This window comes from Paenibacillus wulumuqiensis (assembly GCF_000971965.1).
GTDB lineage: Bacteria > Bacillota > Bacilli > Paenibacillales > Paenibacillaceae > Saccharibacillus > Saccharibacillus wulumuqiensis.
The window spans coordinates 197,326-212,572 of sequence record NZ_LAQP01000016.1; the positions used below are offsets into that span (position 1 = coordinate 197,326).

Below are 15,247 nucleotides of genomic sequence, written 5' to 3' on the forward strand. Positions count from 1 at the left end.
ACGGAATCCTTTCCCGGATATGTATTCATGTGTTCTGTACGATGTTGGTCTGGCTGCCGAACCTGCCTGCTGCCCTTGTCTACCTGATTCATGATTCTTCCCCCCACTGCATTTCTCTATTTAGTAACCATTACGATTTAAACATTGAATCTTATCTTATCGTAACGATTACTATTTAGCAAGAAGAAAAATAGCCGATTAATCTTCAAGCAAAGGGCATATTTCTATCTTTTCATATGGGCAAATGTATGGATATTCATATGCGTACCACGGTTCCATTTCTATTCCCCTTCATCTCTATCTGTTACAGATCACTTTCTCTGCCAAGCCGACTTGAGCAGCATACTGACCATATGATACGATAACTGGAAATATTTCCGGGAGGTGCTACCATTACTCAACATAAGGTCGAATCCATTTTGCTGGATATTCCAGAGAGCTTTGAAAGTGCACGCCTGCTTATCTGTGCTGCACGTCCGGGAGACGGTGCTGCTGTCAATGAAGCGGTACGGGAAAGCATAACCGAACTGCGCCCATGGATGCCCTGGGCACAGACGGTTCCTACGCTGGAACAATCTGAGGCCAGTATTCGCCGCTCGCGAGTAGAGTATCTGGAACGTACAGATCTGCGTCTGCTGCTCTTTGCCAAAGATACCGGGATGCTCGTAGGCAGCAGCGGTCTGCACAGGATTGACTGGGAATGTCGCAGCTTTGAGATCGGCTACTGGGCACGCACTTCCTGTACCGGTCAGGGATACATAACCGAAGCTGTGTATGCAATCACTGACTTTGCCATCCATCAGCTGCAGGCGAATCGCATTCACATCCGCTGTGATGCCAATAATGCAGCCAGTACTCATATTGCCATGAAGACCGGTTTTACTCATGAAGGTACGCTTCGTCAGGATAGTCTGGATCATGATGGACGATTGCGGGATACACTGGTCTTTTCTAAAGTACGCGGAGTTGAATTTGAATAATCAGCTGCTGTCAAATTAGGCAGCCGATTGGCAGCGGCTCTATGCCGATATTCTAAAAATGCCAAATAACAAAGGAACATCCCACCTGTAGAAGAAGGATGTTCCTTTGTTGTTTTTTATTTGCTATTTGTTATTTTATGCTAATTTGAAATCTGCTAGTTATCTGTAGGCTATATTCTGTTTGGTTACTGTTTAAAACCCCGGTATTCCATCCAGCTAATTATAATAACGTCTCGCATGGTAATCGATCTATACGCTATGAGTATCTGTATCTGTACGTTCTTAGTAAATCTGGCTTTCCCGTGGAATCAGCAGCGCTGCGATAAAGTAAACGATGATCGATGTTCCTCCGGTCAGGAATACGCTGACCACGAACAGCAATCTCAAAAAGGTAGCACTCATACCCAGAAGCTCCGCGAATCCACCCAACAATCCTGTCATCATCCTGTCGTGGTTGGAACGATATAATTTGCTCATTTCCATACTCTCCTTTGTCAATTATGATTCTTGTGCCGACAGCGGAATTTCTTCTTCTGAAGGCTTATTTCATGTACGCTGTCTCGTTGATATGTGATACCTTCATGATATAGGAATACAGGGGCTGTTCCAACCGCCCTGCGGCTGTTTTGCCACTTGGACCTTAGTCGGGGACAGGCCTGGACCTGCAGAGCTTTGTCTGCTCATTAGACAGTCGAATAGTCTTTCTCGTAGAGCATTTGACCGGTTGTGCTGTACATCGTAATCCGGTCTATCCGCTCGAATGGGGTCTTCTTGTTCTGCATTTTGGTCACGTTGTCCATATAAATTGTTTGTCCTTTGGCAACAGACAATGTGGATGTCCTGCCGCCCTGGTATTCAATCCGGATCTGCTGGATATTCGGATCATGAATATATCCATAGATCGTGCGAAATTTGGCCTCTTGCTGATGTGGATCAGGCAGTGAGGCGGTACCGCCAAAGTCCGCTACCTGTACTCGTATATCCCGGTAGATTTTCATCATATCCGTACTGAGTCTGTACCATTTATCGTTTTGCCGATAGCCCATCAGGATGCCTGCATATGGAACATTTTTGTAGGTCAAGGTGTAGCTCACCGCTGCAACTTGGCCTTTATTCTGCTGTTCCACAATATGGACATCTTTCCGGGGAATCCTTACTTTGTATAATTTCCAGAGTTCTATCGCAATTAGCTCTTCCGGCGAGTCCTCTCCCTGCACAGGCAAATGTTCACTGTAACCAGAAGAGCCAGAGAGTGGATCTGCAGCAGACTCCCGCTTCAGCCTTATCGCGTTCGCATCCGATGCGCATACGACCAGAAGCAGCAGTATCGCGATGGTAATGATGTAGACTTTGATAGTATATTCCTCCCCTGCTTACATGTTGTGTTTATCCATGATCGCATACTCTTCTTTTATTATCCATACTTTTCCATTTTTGTCGCTGTAGGATAGGTATTTGTATCCTGTGCAAAGGGTTGCTTTTCCGGATCCTTGGCTTTAGACTACAATCGATCCACTTTCTAAACATCTTTTCAAAAGTGATACAAAGGAGAACATTCCATTATGCGTCCGTTATCCCACAGTACCCAGCAGGTCAAGAAAATCAATATCGAGCTGGTCAAAAATACACTGCGTACCACCGGGACAGGTACCAAAGCTTCTATTGCGAGTCTGACCCGGCTCAGCGTCGCCACTTGCGGCACGATTCTCAATGAGCTGGTACGAACCGGGGAGATTCTGGATATCGGACCGGATGAATCCAGCGGCGGCCGACCAGCGAGCCGGTATCAGTTCAACGCCGATTATGCCAGCATGGTTGGCCTGATTATCCGTACGGAAAGCGGTATCCACTCCATTACCCATGCCCGTGCCAATCTGAACGGCGAGATTCTGGAGCAGCATACCACCGAATATGAAGCCATCAACATACAGACGATTGAGGAACTGCTGGATCAGCTGCTGAGCCAGTATCACAATGTACAGGCTGTTGGCATCGGGATTCCCGGTGTGGCACATAACGGACAAATCGGTATCTGCGATGTGAAGGAACTGGCTGGACAGCCGCTGGCACAGATGCTCCAGCAGCGCTATAACGGCCTGGAAATCACTATTCAGAATGATATGAACCTGACCGTATACGGGCTGTATCATGAGCAGAATTATGAGGAGGACAGCAATTTTGCGGTGCTGACCTTTCCGGAAAATCATTATCCCGGAGCCGGCTTTATTATCGGCGGCAGGCTGCTGAACGGCAACAGCTATTTCAGTGGTGAAGTCTCCTATCTGCCCTTTGGCATCACCCGTGAGGAACAGCTCCGACAGCTCCATACTCCCGAAGGTGTGCATGCGCTGATTGTACATACGATCGTCTCCATCATCGCCATCATTAATCCGGCTGCTATTGCAATGACCGGCAATGCACTTGTTCCTTCGATGTTGGACCGAATCGATCAGGACTGCCGCCAACATGTTCCGGCTGAACATATGCCGCAGCTGCTGATTCAGCAGGACACACGGCATGAATATCTCACCGGATTGATCACGATGACACTGGAGAGTCTTACCTATAATATCCAATTGATCGAACGGCATTAGACAGCATCTATCCTATCCCATGAGTTCTGGAGGAACCCTGTTGTGATGGTAAACCAAAGCAAGTCTAATCGGATCTACGCGATGCAGGCATACAGCTGTGGCTGCTGACAGGGGCCCGCAAAATCTCCATCCTGCAGCCTCTGCTCTATACAAGCCAAAAAACGCAGCGATAAAGTACAAATGGATAAACCGCAGTCAGCGATTCATGTTCAATTGAACTGGAGACGGCAGTACAATAACCGGACGAACAGCGAGTATCAATAAAATCCATGCGATGAACCATAACGAAACAGTGGTGCATGAAGCAAACGTGTACAAACCAAACAACCACCTGGCAGCGTCCGATACAGACAGCCGGGTGGTTGTTTTTATTGCTGAGTTCTAAGATGACTCATCATTAATCCGGCGGCGGTCATCTACCCACTGCTGCCGGATCATAAGCCCTGAACATCCAGCGTACAATTACGTATGTTATCCCTGCTTAATTGAAATAAAAGTACTCATTCGGATTGGTGCTTGGCTTTTGTCGTGGCGCTTCGGTCAGATGATAGTATGCGATATTCGCACATTTCAGGTGATAATTCTGGTAGTAGAAATTCTCGCCCCGTTCTACCGCCTCTTTGAGCTGGGCGACCTGCTTGTCACTCACTCCCTGAATATACAGCTCGGTATTGCCTGTGAAAACAATCTTTACATCATACATACGATCACCCTTGGATAATTATTTAACTGCTTAACTAGCATAATGCATTATTCCGATATCGTGGAATAGTCAATTGGTATCGTTTCGGTAGATTGGAAATGGTCTGCGATACAGGTTGCAATACACATGCACCATCTATCAACACTGATAATAACTTTGTCGTCTGCTTTTAATATTTTCCAATAAGTATAACTACAGACCAAATTATCCCTGTATAATAATCATGGAATACATATTATATAAAAGGGGATTATACATTGAGTACATTTACAGCTTTTCTGGGTCTGGCTGCTTTTATCGCCATTCTAGTATTTCTTGTTCTTGCTGTCCTGAGTATCATTAAAAAGACTGGCAAAGCCAAGCGAAACTTCCTGTACAGCGCGGCATCTTTTGTTCTGATGATCATAATGGTGATCGTCTCTCCGGATACACCAGCCGCTCAAAAGGCTCCTGCTGCCGAAACTGCCCAGCCGGCGGTAGCTGCTGTTCCCGAGACCAAAGAGAAAGAAGTAACAGCAGCTGCCGTACCACCTACAGAACAACCGGCCGCTGCAGATCAGCAAGCCCAAATAGATGCTGACAAGCAAAAAGCACAGGCAGCAGAACAGGCCCGAATAGAGGCTGAGGCAAAGAAAAAAGCGGACGCAGCTGCCAAAGAAGCAGCAGACAAGAAAGCGGCAGAGGCAGCCCAAAAAGCCGCAGCTGCGGCCAAAGCCAAAGCTGCCAAAGAAGCGGCAGCGAAAGCCATTCCCGGAACAATCGGTATGACCCCGAACCAGTTCAGAACTGCCTTTAACAAAAGCAGTGCAGAAGTCGGTATGGATCTGAACCTTCCACAGCCTACGATCGAGTCGGGGCCTGCACAGAATACGTTCCAGTACATGCTCTCCGACAATATCGCCATGACCGGCACGATCAACAAAGCCGATGGATCGGTCAGAGAAATCATGCTGCTCGGCCAGACGGCAGGATCATACGAAGAAAGTACAAATTATCTGTTAATTATGGGACTGATCATGAAGACGGTTGATCCTAGCGCTACCAAAGAAGACAATGCCGCCAAAATGAGAAAGCTTGGACTGATGGATGACAATCTGGAGCTTGCCAATCTGGACAAAAAAGTGATTATTAATGATCTGCGATACAGCATTTCCTATTTGGAAGAGATTGGACTTATGTTTTATGTGAATGATCCGGACGATAAATAAAAATAAGGCCCTGTCATCTGCGACAGGGCCTTTTGACGTAAATCAGGACTGCAACGATTTCAATCTCAAGTTTACTTCGCTGACAAACGTAGATCCCAGCAGCAGAATAGCACCTGCCACCTGCACTAACGTCATAGCCTCACCAATCACCAGTGCAGAGATCAGTAATGAGGTCAGCGGGTCCACATAACTCAATATGGCGATACTCTGGCCGTCCAGTCCTTTCATTCCGGAAAAGAACAAGTAGAATCCTACACCTGCATGCAGAATTCCCAGCAATACAATCAGGATCAGAGAACTTCCCGACAGCCGGGATAATCCCGAATGTTCTCCCATTATCAACAGAAACGGTACCAGCAGAATCGAGGACAATAGGAGCTGTGCAATTGTCGTCTCCATCCCATTCATCCCTTTGATAAACTTGTTGGTCAGCGTCAGAACAGCATAAAATGCTGCTGCAATCAGACCATACGCAATCCCAACGAGATGATGCCCATTCTCGTCTTCACGACTGCCGCTCTGCAAGATCAGTATCAGACCCAACAGAGCACCGCAGACACATGCTATTTTTTTGAGCGACAGTTTTTCTTTTAGAACCAGCGGGGACAGTACGGTTACCAGTACAGGAGCGAAATAATAGCTCAGCGCTGCATTGGCGATCGTCGTTTCCTTATACGATTGAAACAGAAAAATCCAGTTGCCACCCAGCGCAAGGCTAGCAATACATAATGCAGCAGCATTCCTTCTCATGTTACGCCAGGAAACCGGACTCTTCGTCAGGATCGAAATAAGAAACAACAACAGACTGCCAATCAGACTCATGGATAAAGCTATTTCAATCGAACTTAATTCAATATACTTAGCAAAAACACCAACTGCACCAAAAATCACCATCGACAAAATAAAATATAGTTTGGCTTTCACTTTTTTTCCCACTTTCTACTCATATGTTGGTTAGACCGACAAGATATCGTCTGCCACTGCATACAGTAGAATCTATGGAAAAGGGTTCTTATTCAGGTAGATACCTTAACAGTAGATTCCACTGTTAGCGTACTACCGGCGGCGCGATTGAAGTATACATATTCATTCTCCTTTATGTTTGTTATTTGGTTTTAATCTTTGTAGGGCTGATTTTCGAGTGTTATAAAGCATTTCAGGCTAAATGATTACTGACAGTATACCAGCTTCTATCTGAAAATGCTGAAGTAGATGTACCATTTAAATAGTCTCTGAATCTGATTTTTTTACAAAATGAGTCTCTATCATATCGCATTCATACCTTTTTTGCATATACACGAAATGCAATAACCCCTATCACACCTGCCGTCCTATAACCTAAATATTACCCGTTCATAATATAAGTCTATAGTTGACTATCCTCCTTGTTGCAATTGCGATATAATATTCTTTTGGAGAAAGGAGGAAATCCGATACGTTTTTAACACAGATGCCAATAAACAGGATACTGCATCTGTACAAGCTTTCGGCAAGCCGGTTGTTACAGGATATAGAAGTCTTTTACATATAAGCTTTAGGCAGATATTGATAGATATGAACAAGCTTCAACGGGATATTTCAGACAGCCGGCTTTTTGCATATATATGCAAAACAGCTGAAGCACGCAATAGCATACAGCAAAAGTGATGGAGGAATACTTAGCAATGATGAATGAACAACCCGCTCCCGATGCGGTAAATCGGATGTATGAACAGAGAATGTATGGTCAAGGCAATGTACAAGCACAAAAAGGGATTCATGCCGGCTTCTGGAAACGATTCCTAGCGATATGCATCGATGCTGTTATTTACATGGTTATCTTTTTTATCGTAATGCGCAGCATTGACTTGTTCGGTAATCTCAAAGGTTATATCAGCACCGATCATTCGTACAGTGACGCTTCGACTGGCCAGACTGTGTATATCTTTACCTCTTTAATATTGGTTTTCTTTTTGAGGGTGATTTTTCCGTGGTTGTATTTTAGCCTGTTTGAAAAGTCCAAATACCAGGCAACACCGGGCAAAATGGCAGTTGGTCTTATAGTCGTGGATCAGTATTACCGTCCTCTACGCTTTGGCCGGGCAAGCGGACGCTACTGGGCCAAGTTTCTCAGTACGCTTCCCTTCGGCATTGGTTATATGCTGGCAGGATGGACAGCACGCAAACAGGGCATCCATGATCTGGTGGCCAGTACGTATGTCATTAACAAAGATGCCCTTCCTCAACTGGAGCAGCAGCGGCTTGAATATGAGCAGCATGTGCAGCAGTTCAACACCCAGCAGGGAGCACAGCCATCCATGCAGGAAAACTAAAACAATAAAAAGGTATATACACAATATGTGATTTTGGAGGAATACTAACTATGATGAATGAGCCCGCAGCTGCCCATGCAGCAAACAACATGTACGACCAGAGGCAGTACCAGCAGCATCCAGGAGACGAATGGAAAGATCTTCATGCCGGATTCTGGAAAAGATTCCTGGCGATATGCATTGATTTCTTTATCCTGATTTTGGCGCTTGGCAGTATTGTAGGCATCACTATTCTGATCGGTAATCTGAATGGTTACTTTGACAGCAATCAAACCTATGAATCTGCCACAACCGGAGAGCAGGTCTTCGGTGCACTGTTGCCTTTTGTGTTCATCCTGCTAAGACTGGTATGTCCCTGGTTGTATTTTAGCCTGTTTGAAAAGTCCAAATATCATGCGACACCCGGTAAAATGGTGCTTGGCCTCGTAGCGGTAGATCAGTATTATCGTCCATTGAGCTTTGGCCGGGCCAGCGGTCGGTACTGGGCAAAATGGCTAAACGAATTCACGCTTTATATTGGTTATATGATGGCTGGCTGGACGACATACAAGCAGGGAATGCATGATATGATCGCCAGTACTTATGTAGTGGATAAGCATGCACTGCAGCGGCTGCATGAACAGCAGCGTGAATACGAGCAGCAGCTCCAGGAGTACAACGCCCGGATGGGTACACAGAATATGAATGTCTAAAATAACCAAAACAAAGAGGCGACCTTCCCTGGCCGCCTCTTTGTGCTGTAACAATTGCCTGCCCAGCACCTGTTCATTGCTTCATGACTTCACGGCTATACATCATGCAGCAGGATGAAGATAGTTTACTGCCGCCAGAACGTCGTACAATCTTTTTTATCGGAAATATTGAACTTTATCACTTCCTGCAACAGTGCAAAGTCCACAGGACTTTTCCAGGGGATGCGAAACAGCTGGTGGGTATGCGTATAACCCGCCTGTACGATTCGATCTGCAAACTGATGGATGCCCGCCTTTTCCGGAGCGACAGACAGGTGCTGCTTAGCTACACTGAACGCAATAATAAAGGTCTCGTGATCCGTGAACATGGGCTGGTTCCAGGCGATTTTGGGAACGAGATCGGGAAAAGTCTCACCTACCCAGGACAATACATACTCCGTGCGTTCCCGCTGCAATGGATCGTCAACCGAATTCAGGTATTCCGCAAAAACTTCCATGGGTTTGCCCTCCTGAATAACCATTTTGGGATTGCTGTTCCCATCATTTGTCTGGAGCTGCAGCATACGATTCCGGTCACGATGGGTTTCTTTCAGTTTGAATAATCCGGCTTCATTTTACAAGTACTTTGTCTAATTATAGCTTCTATATGTACTTATTTAGCCGCAGGATGGTTTGCAGTCATATCGGTAATTATTTACCGGGAAATAGTTCTTTTCTGCGATCCTGTCCTGAATAACAGTATAAAAGGCATAACCAGCATCTTCCGTGAAGAATGCAGTTATGCCTTTTGGATATTCCATGCTTGGAATCAAGCATATAGATATTGAAATCAGCATACAGAGCAGGTCAGAACTTGTATTACAAGGGCAGGATCTGCCTTACCATACCGTCACATTGGAGCTGCCGCTGCTCTTGTACCCTTCGGTCGCCATCACCTGATACGACCAGGTGCTGCCCAGGTTCATGCCATGGCTCGCCCATGCCTTCACATGATTGCTAAAGGTAATGGTCGCATTGCTGCCGGTCGGACGCTTCGTCTGGCGTACACTCCAGTACTGGGTGAATGTCTTGTGATCGCCTTCAATCGAAGGTGCGTCATAACGGGTCGTTGTATAAATGTCATACACGCCGCCGTCACTGGTGACCGTACCTTTGTATGTACCAGTCGGACGGTACGTTCCCCAGCTGTCGACCACATAATATTCGATCAGTGAATTGCGTGTCCAGCCGTACAGGGTCAGATATCCGTTGCCGGATGGTGCCCACTGACCTGCGTTGTAATTGACCACCCGGTTCGGTGAGCCGGTCGTCCAGCCTTTGCCCACTACAAAGTTGCCGGTATTTTGCCAGTTGACACTGTAATTGCCGCCTGCGCCATTCACTGCATTGACCGTACCGCCGCCATCGGTCCAGTTTTGCCAATAATCGGTAGCTGCACTGGATGTCGCTGCAAACACGCTGGAACTCATGGAAATAGCAAGAATGGTAGTCAGGAATTTCTTTTTGAATGTAGACATATTCTGCCTCCTCTAAGGAATAAGGTTATGGTACCGCTTACAAAATCGCTTATGCAAAGTCATTATTATAGCGATAGCCATACTTTAAATATACCATATTAAGTAACAAAAACCTTTTCTAACATGTTGATTTCAACATATAATATAAGCGAACTTGAATAGGATATGGAGCATAACAGCGGTATTGCTCATGTATGGCAGTGAATTGAACGGGGTTCTGGGCTGCTGCCCATACAGTTGCCGTTCGGATAGAAGACAACCTGGTGGTTCTGCCAAATATGTGGAAGCAGCACAAAAGGCTGCCGAAAAATCGACAGCCTCCAGCGGCATTTCTCATGATATTTATGGTCATTTATGGTCGGATAAAGAGGCAATTACGGGTAGATCACTGCAGTTGTGAATGTGTACAGATGTAGGCAGGGATATCTGCAGAGTCAGTTATCGATGCATCAGCATTTCCCCAATCGCAGTTCATAAAAGTACTGCACAATCGGATGCTTGAGCTTGATCGTGCTGCTCATGCTCAGAATCCGCTTTTTGCCTACGCGGCGATCCATCAGTGCCAGAATATTCAGCAGGATATCGCTGCTTTCCAGGCTGTCTTCGATGGAACTAGCCAGAAAGCGGGTAGCGACCGCAGTAAAGTTGGACTTGCTCAGTGCCGTCTGCGCGGCGAGGATCTCTTTGGCATAGGTGGTGATTTTGCGGTTTCGCGCCATAATCTTCATCCGCTCTTCCGGAACGTTACCGCCCGTTTCTTTGCGGATCGCTTCAATCTCTTCCGGGCTGACCGGAATCTGCAGCTCCGGGTCGTTCTTGATCTCCATCTCGCTCTGATACCAGCGGATCGGGCTGGTCTTGTCGTTCATGTTGAATATGTTTTTCTTGTCTACGGTAATGTAGCAGTTTCCCGATTTGCCGGTCATATAACTGTAACTGGTCGCCCGGTACTCCACTCTTCCATCCAGCGCAGGAGCCAGAAAGCTCTCCAGGTTTTGCTTTAATTTACTCCAGGACATGTATCCTCCTATATTCTCCAGGCTGAACCACTGTTCAGCTGTCTTTATGAAATCATATGGTTTAATAATAACTCATAATCATAGAATATAGGAACTTGTTACAGTACTCCCAATCCTTCTGCTAATAAGTTTCAGTTTCTGAATATCAATTTCCATTTCAAATTCCCTTCTTTCATTTCTTTATAAATAAATGCGGGAACGCCCCATGCAACTTGTGCACAGTAACATTCCCGCCTGCCATACCTTTAATATTCTTCCACCGTCTCCATCTGCTTCGCCATAAACCCATCCAGCATCGCCCGTACTTCATCGGTCGACCGGGCACTCATCAGCTCATTGCGCAGCTCGCTCGCTCCGCGGAATCCTCGAACATAGATTTTGAAAAAGCGTGGCAGCGGTTTGAACGAACGCGGTTCAATCACCGAATACTTGTCATGCAGATCCATATGGAGTCGCAGCAGATCCAGCAGTTCCTGACTGGTGTGCTCTCTCGCTTCCTGCTCAAATGCAAACGGATTACTGAAAATCCCGCGTCCGATCATCACTCCGTCGACACCGTACTTTTCTACCAGCTCCAACCCGGCTGCACGGTCGGCAATATCGCCATTAATCGTCAGCAGCGTATTCGGTGCGATCTCGTCCCGCAGCTTTTTGATCTCCGGAATCAGCTCCCAGTGGGCAGGCACCTTGCTCATCTCGTCCCGCGTCCGCAGATGAATCGACAGATTCACAATGTCCTGCTGCAGAATATGGGTCAGCCAGCCGCGCCACTCGTCGACTTCGCTAAAGCCGAGCCGCGTCTTTACGCTGACAGGCAGACCGCCGGCTTTGGCTGCCTGTATGATCTCCGCTGCCAGCTCGGGACGGCAGATCAGACCGCTGCCTTTACCGTTCTCGGCTACATTCGGCACCGGGCAGCCCATGTTGAGATCAATTCCTTTGAAGCCCTGCTCTGCCATGCCGATACTCATCTGCCGGAAATACTCCGGCTTGTCTCCCCAGATATGCGCCACCATCGGCTGCTCATCCTCGGTGAACATAAGCCGTCCACGCACACTGTGATGCCCTTCCGGATGACAGTAACTCTCCGTATTCGCAAATTCGGTAAAAAACACATCCGGTCTGGCCGCTGCACTCACGACATGACGAAAAACAACATCCGTCACATCTTCCATCGGTGCCAGTATAAAAAATGGCTTGGGTAAATCACGCCAAAAATTGTCTGTCATTTTAAAAATCCTTTCATGGTATATAGCTGTAATTCTTTATCCGTCAAATAAATATATCCCAGTACACACTGGCATATACACGATAACGGTATGGACCTCAACCATTATACTAGATTGCACAACCAAAACAGAAGATTAATTTCCCTTTTTGAACAAGTTATCAGGCTTTTTTCTGTCAGTAAGCGCTGCATGGATGGCTTCTTAATACAGAAGAGAACCTTTTCCTGTCTTATCATGATTCGGAAGCAGCCAGCAGGATGGATAATTGGAAGATTGATCTGTAACATTGAACGCATATGGTTTCTTTCAGCAAAATAGACATAATTCATTTCCAACCAGCACTATCACCGAACAAAAAAGCAGCCGATCCTCTATAAGTATCGGCTGCTTTTGTATTCATTTATTCACGAGTGAGTGGATTGTCCAATTCCGCTTGCCCCATCAGGCTATCTGTCTGTTTTCCGTCAACCAGCAGCTGAATATTCTTTACTTCGTCAAATTGGAAAAATGTCTTTTTCAAAGCATCGATCGCCAGAATCTCTCCGGAAGATCCCATCCGTGCTTTATCCGGAACATGCACATCCAGTGTCAATGTCCCTTGCTCCAGCTTGGCCGAGAGCAAATCAATATTTTCCCACAAAGGAATGAGCTCTTTCTGATCGCCCTTCTGGAGAGCCGCATAGGTAGCACTGTATTTCTCCGAGTCTTCTTTAAATGTAATAGTCTGTGTATGTGGTTCCAATTGCATGACTTGAACGTCCGAATAATACACTTTGATCTCCTGCGAATTCTCTTCTTGCTTGTCCTTGGTATCTGCCGGTGCCGCCGGCTTATTCGTTGCAGGATCAGAGCCTTGAACGGTATTGGCAGCAGGCTTGCTCTCGCAACCGAGAGCGAGTACGCTCAGGGCACATATGATAATCGCCACATAAATTCCTTTTTTCATAACGCACATCCTCTTTATTTATTCCGTGCTCTATAATTCCAGATATTCTTTGATGCCATCCACAATCGCTTGCGCGGCTTTATTCTGATTGTCTTCTAACATCATGGCTTCTTCTTCCTCTTTGTTGCTCAAGAATCCAATTTCCAAAAGGACAGCTGCCATAGTGGTCTCACGAATAACCTGTAAGCTACGATTTTTAACCCCGCGATCCGTAAATCCCAGAGCCTGAATCAATTTTTCATGAATACAATTGGCTAATTCTTTGCTACTTTCTCGTTGGTAATAATACGTCTCTGTTCCTTTTGCCTGGGGAGACGCCAGGACGCTGTTGGCATGTATGGATACAAATACATCTGCCTTCAGATCATTAGCCAGCTTCACCCGTTCTGGTCTGGTAGGGTAGACATCGGTCTCACGAGTCATAACTACTTCTATACCCGGCTCATTTTTTAAAAGAGCCTGCACTTTAAGGCTTAGCGCAAGGGTAAAGTCTTTCTCATGTTTTTGCGTGATACTTATTGTCCCTGGATCTTTTCCTCCATGTCCCGCATCAATAACGACTATTTTCTTACCATTACTTACAGGAGTGGTAGGTCCAGGATCATTGATCATGCTTAAATCAAGAATAAACTTACCCGTGCTGGTCTGTTGCTTATAATTAAAAGAACTTACATTATTTAATTCAATTACAATCCGAACTTGAGCAGGATCGTTTTTATAAAGTGAATAGCGTATATCTTTCACATTTGGAAGACCACTAGTATCCAATTTTGCTATAGATCCTGCAGAAGGTACATCTTGCATATTACCAAAATTAGTAGCTGGAAAATCCATAATGATGCGTGCAGGATTCTGAAGTGTAGTTATCACTGGATTGACTTCATGATCCAAAGAGACAACCAGCTGATTATTCGCATAATTGATCTCATGAATCAGATTGGTTACTGTTGAGTCTCCACTAGCAGGTAAAGATACGATAGGCGTACTGCTGGCCAGACTGGCTAGAGTGACAATTTTATCGCTATTGTTCCACTCTACTCCTAAACCCATCTCTTCACTAACAAACCGCAGAGGAACGACAACCGTGTTTTTGATCATTTGAGGAGCAACATTAAGCTTCACGGTATTATTGCTTACGGAAGCCTCATTTTTCCCAACTGTTAATGAAACGGCATTGGCTCCCTGCTGGATATGTACATTTTGTGTTGTCTGATCCCATTTCACGTCAAACTTCAAATTCTCAGCCACTACCCGGATTGGAATCATAATATTATTTTGTACATTAACGACTCCAACGTCCTTGGGTAAAACCAGCTCTTGGCCATCTAAAATAATTCTGGTTTGATTTGCGGCTGCATCCGTATGCATGGGGATTAGAAAAAGTAAAAGCATACTAAACAGCAGTATAAGTATGGAGTTCTTCATTTCACACCTCGATTTTAATTTGCATATCATTACATTCTGGACTGAATAGCAACCTTATAAAACGACTATTATTTATGAAAAGAAGTCACAGGAAAATAACCCAATCACTCGAATTCATCATTCCATGAAATTAGGCGGATGCTGTAGACATTGTAGCGACTGAGCTAACGGTGAAGCATAATTCACCTCCTGTAATCTGCAATTCAGTTCCTCCAATAAACTTGTTAGCTCTTCGATTACAACACCATTTTGCATGTTGTATTTATCCTGTAAATTCGTATATGCTTTGTAATTTTTGAATATGTAATCAAAATTCATCGCCCTATTGGGGTTGCTAAATGTAAGACGCTATTTCACCGCAAAAGTTGTGCAGTAAATGGTTTTAATACAATATTGTTTAAATTATGGTTTTTATTGAAATAAAATCACTTTATTATTATTAACAATCATGCCGAGCTGGTATGGTCAGCAAGAGTAGACCTGGATCAAAAAGTTTATTGGGAATAACTTGCGAATAATGACCACTAAAATAAAGACTCCTAACCATTGTGGTCAAGCCCCTATTTTGTAGACAGTTAAAAAAGCCCCATCAAGCAAACTGGCGTCGGTACTCTACCGGCGT

Annotated in this window: 15 protein-coding genes; 5 read left to right on the forward strand and 10 right to left on the reverse strand. The window is 45.3% G+C overall.

Annotated elements, in window-relative coordinates; all coding sequences use genetic code 11:
* Positions 1-416: 416 nt before the first annotated feature.
* The gene (locus tag WH45_RS19250; RefSeq protein ID WP_235338426.1) at positions 417-980 is read left to right on the forward strand and encodes a GNAT family N-acetyltransferase; all 564 of its coding nucleotides are present in this window, start codon (positions 417-419) and stop codon (positions 978-980) included.
* A 282-nt stretch (positions 981-1,262) separates the two neighbouring features.
* On the opposite strand, the gene WH45_RS19255 is transcribed toward WH45_RS19250, so the two are convergent.
* Both WH45_RS19255 and WH45_RS19260 read right to left on the reverse strand, forming a co-directional pair.
* Positions 1,263-1,457: a PspC domain-containing protein gene (locus WH45_RS19255; RefSeq protein WP_046216036.1), complete on the reverse strand. Its 195-nt coding sequence runs from the start codon at positions 1,455-1,457 to the stop codon at positions 1,263-1,265.
* Positions 1,458-1,663: 206 nt separating this feature from the next.
* Entirely contained in the window at positions 1,664-2,107 is a 444-nt protein-coding gene (locus WH45_RS19260) for a hypothetical protein (protein WP_152663602.1), read from the reverse strand.
* 435 nt (positions 2,108-2,542) lie between these two features.
* Here WH45_RS19260 and WH45_RS19265 point away from each other — a divergent pair, with 435 nt between their 5' ends.
* Positions 2,543-3,574 (forward strand): ROK family protein, encoded by a 1,032-nt coding sequence (locus tag WH45_RS19265; protein WP_046216038.1) that lies wholly within the window; start codon positions 2,543-2,545, stop codon positions 3,572-3,574.
* A 481-nt stretch (positions 3,575-4,055) separates the two neighbouring features.
* Here the strand turns inward: WH45_RS19265 and WH45_RS19270 are convergent, their stop codons facing one another.
* On the reverse strand, positions 4,056-4,277 hold the full coding sequence (locus WH45_RS19270) for a hypothetical protein (RefSeq protein WP_046216039.1): 222 nt from the start codon (positions 4,275-4,277) through the stop codon (positions 4,056-4,058).
* Positions 4,278-4,534: 257 nt separating this feature from the next.
* Here WH45_RS19270 and WH45_RS22990 point away from each other — a divergent pair, with 257 nt between their 5' ends.
* Positions 4,535-5,485 (forward strand): hypothetical protein, encoded by a 951-nt coding sequence (locus WH45_RS22990; protein ID WP_052723864.1) that lies wholly within the window; start codon positions 4,535-4,537, stop codon positions 5,483-5,485.
* Positions 5,486-5,527: 42 nt separating this feature from the next.
* Here the strand turns inward: WH45_RS22990 and WH45_RS19280 are convergent, their stop codons facing one another.
* Positions 5,528-6,409 carry a DMT family transporter gene (locus WH45_RS19280; RefSeq protein WP_046216040.1) on the reverse strand — a complete coding sequence of 294 codons (882 nt, stop codon included), beginning with the start codon at positions 6,407-6,409 and terminating at the stop codon, positions 5,528-5,530.
* Positions 6,410-7,149: 740 nt separating this feature from the next.
* Here WH45_RS19280 and WH45_RS19285 point away from each other — a divergent pair.
* Together WH45_RS19285 and WH45_RS19290 are read left to right on the forward strand one after the other, a co-directional pair.
* Positions 7,150-7,797, forward strand: coding sequence for an RDD family protein (locus WH45_RS19285; RefSeq protein WP_052723865.1), 648 nt, complete (start codon positions 7,150-7,152; stop codon positions 7,795-7,797).
* 50 nt (positions 7,798-7,847) lie between these two features.
* Positions 7,848-8,489, forward strand: a complete 642-nt coding sequence (locus WH45_RS19290) for an RDD family protein (protein ID WP_052723866.1) — start codon at positions 7,848-7,850, stop codon at positions 8,487-8,489.
* A gap of 125 nt (positions 8,490-8,614) precedes the next feature.
* Here WH45_RS19290 and WH45_RS19295 read toward each other — a convergent pair whose 3' ends face one another.
* The 6 genes from WH45_RS19295 to WH45_RS19320 form a co-directional block, all read right to left on the reverse strand.
* The gene (locus tag WH45_RS19295) at positions 8,615-8,986 is read right to left on the reverse strand and encodes an iron chaperone (protein WP_046216041.1); all 372 of its coding nucleotides are present in this window, start codon (positions 8,984-8,986) and stop codon (positions 8,615-8,617) included.
* 381 nt (positions 8,987-9,367) lie between these two features.
* Positions 9,368-10,006 (reverse strand): glycoside hydrolase family 11 protein, encoded by a 639-nt coding sequence (locus WH45_RS19300; RefSeq protein ID WP_046216042.1) that lies wholly within the window; start codon positions 10,004-10,006, stop codon positions 9,368-9,370.
* Between the two features lie 449 nt (positions 10,007-10,455).
* Positions 10,456-11,025, reverse strand: coding sequence for an SF0329 family protein (locus WH45_RS19305; RefSeq protein ID WP_046216043.1), 570 nt, complete (start codon positions 11,023-11,025; stop codon positions 10,456-10,458).
* A 245-nt stretch (positions 11,026-11,270) separates the two neighbouring features.
* Positions 11,271-12,254: a tRNA dihydrouridine synthase gene (locus WH45_RS19310; protein WP_046216044.1), complete on the reverse strand. Its 984-nt coding sequence runs from the start codon at positions 12,252-12,254 to the stop codon at positions 11,271-11,273.
* A gap of 400 nt (positions 12,255-12,654) precedes the next feature.
* Complete coding sequence (locus WH45_RS19315) at positions 12,655-13,200, reverse strand: GerMN domain-containing protein (protein WP_046216045.1); 546 nt, start codon at positions 13,198-13,200, stop codon at positions 12,655-12,657.
* Positions 13,201-13,230: 30 nt separating this feature from the next.
* Entirely contained in the window at positions 13,231-14,625 is a 1,395-nt protein-coding gene (locus WH45_RS19320; protein WP_046216046.1) for an N-acetylmuramoyl-L-alanine amidase family protein, read from the reverse strand.
* Between the last annotated feature and the right edge of the window lie 622 nt (positions 14,626-15,247).

Coding starts and splice junctions, on each gene's coding strand:
- WH45_RS19255 (WP_046216036.1), bottom strand. CDS start 1,457: ATGAGCAAATTATATCGTTCCAACCACGACAGGATGATGACAGGATTG.
- WH45_RS19265 (WP_046216038.1), top strand. CDS start 2,543: ATGCGTCCGTTATCCCACAGTACCCAGCAGGTCAAGAAAATCAATATC.
- WH45_RS19270 (WP_046216039.1), bottom strand. CDS start 4,277: ATGTATGATGTAAAGATTGTTTTCACAGGCAATACCGAGCTGTATATT.
- WH45_RS19285 (WP_052723865.1), top strand. CDS start 7,150: ATGATGAATGAACAACCCGCTCCCGATGCGGTAAATCGGATGTATGAA.
- WH45_RS19290 (WP_052723866.1), top strand. CDS start 7,848: ATGATGAATGAGCCCGCAGCTGCCCATGCAGCAAACAACATGTACGAC.
- WH45_RS19295 (WP_046216041.1), bottom strand. CDS start 8,986: ATGGAAGTTTTTGCGGAATACCTGAATTCGGTTGACGATCCATTGCAG.
- WH45_RS19300 (WP_046216042.1), bottom strand. CDS start 10,006: ATGTCTACATTCAAAAAGAAATTCCTGACTACCATTCTTGCTATTTCC.
- WH45_RS19305 (WP_046216043.1), bottom strand. CDS start 11,025: ATGTCCTGGAGTAAATTAAAGCAAAACCTGGAGAGCTTTCTGGCTCCT.
- WH45_RS19310 (WP_046216044.1), bottom strand. CDS start 12,254: ATGACAGACAATTTTTGGCGTGATTTACCCAAGCCATTTTTTATACTG.
- WH45_RS19315 (WP_046216045.1), bottom strand. CDS start 13,200: ATGAAAAAAGGAATTTATGTGGCGATTATCATATGTGCCCTGAGCGTA.
- WH45_RS19320 (WP_046216046.1), bottom strand. CDS start 14,625: ATGAAGAACTCCATACTTATACTGCTGTTTAGTATGCTTTTACTTTTT.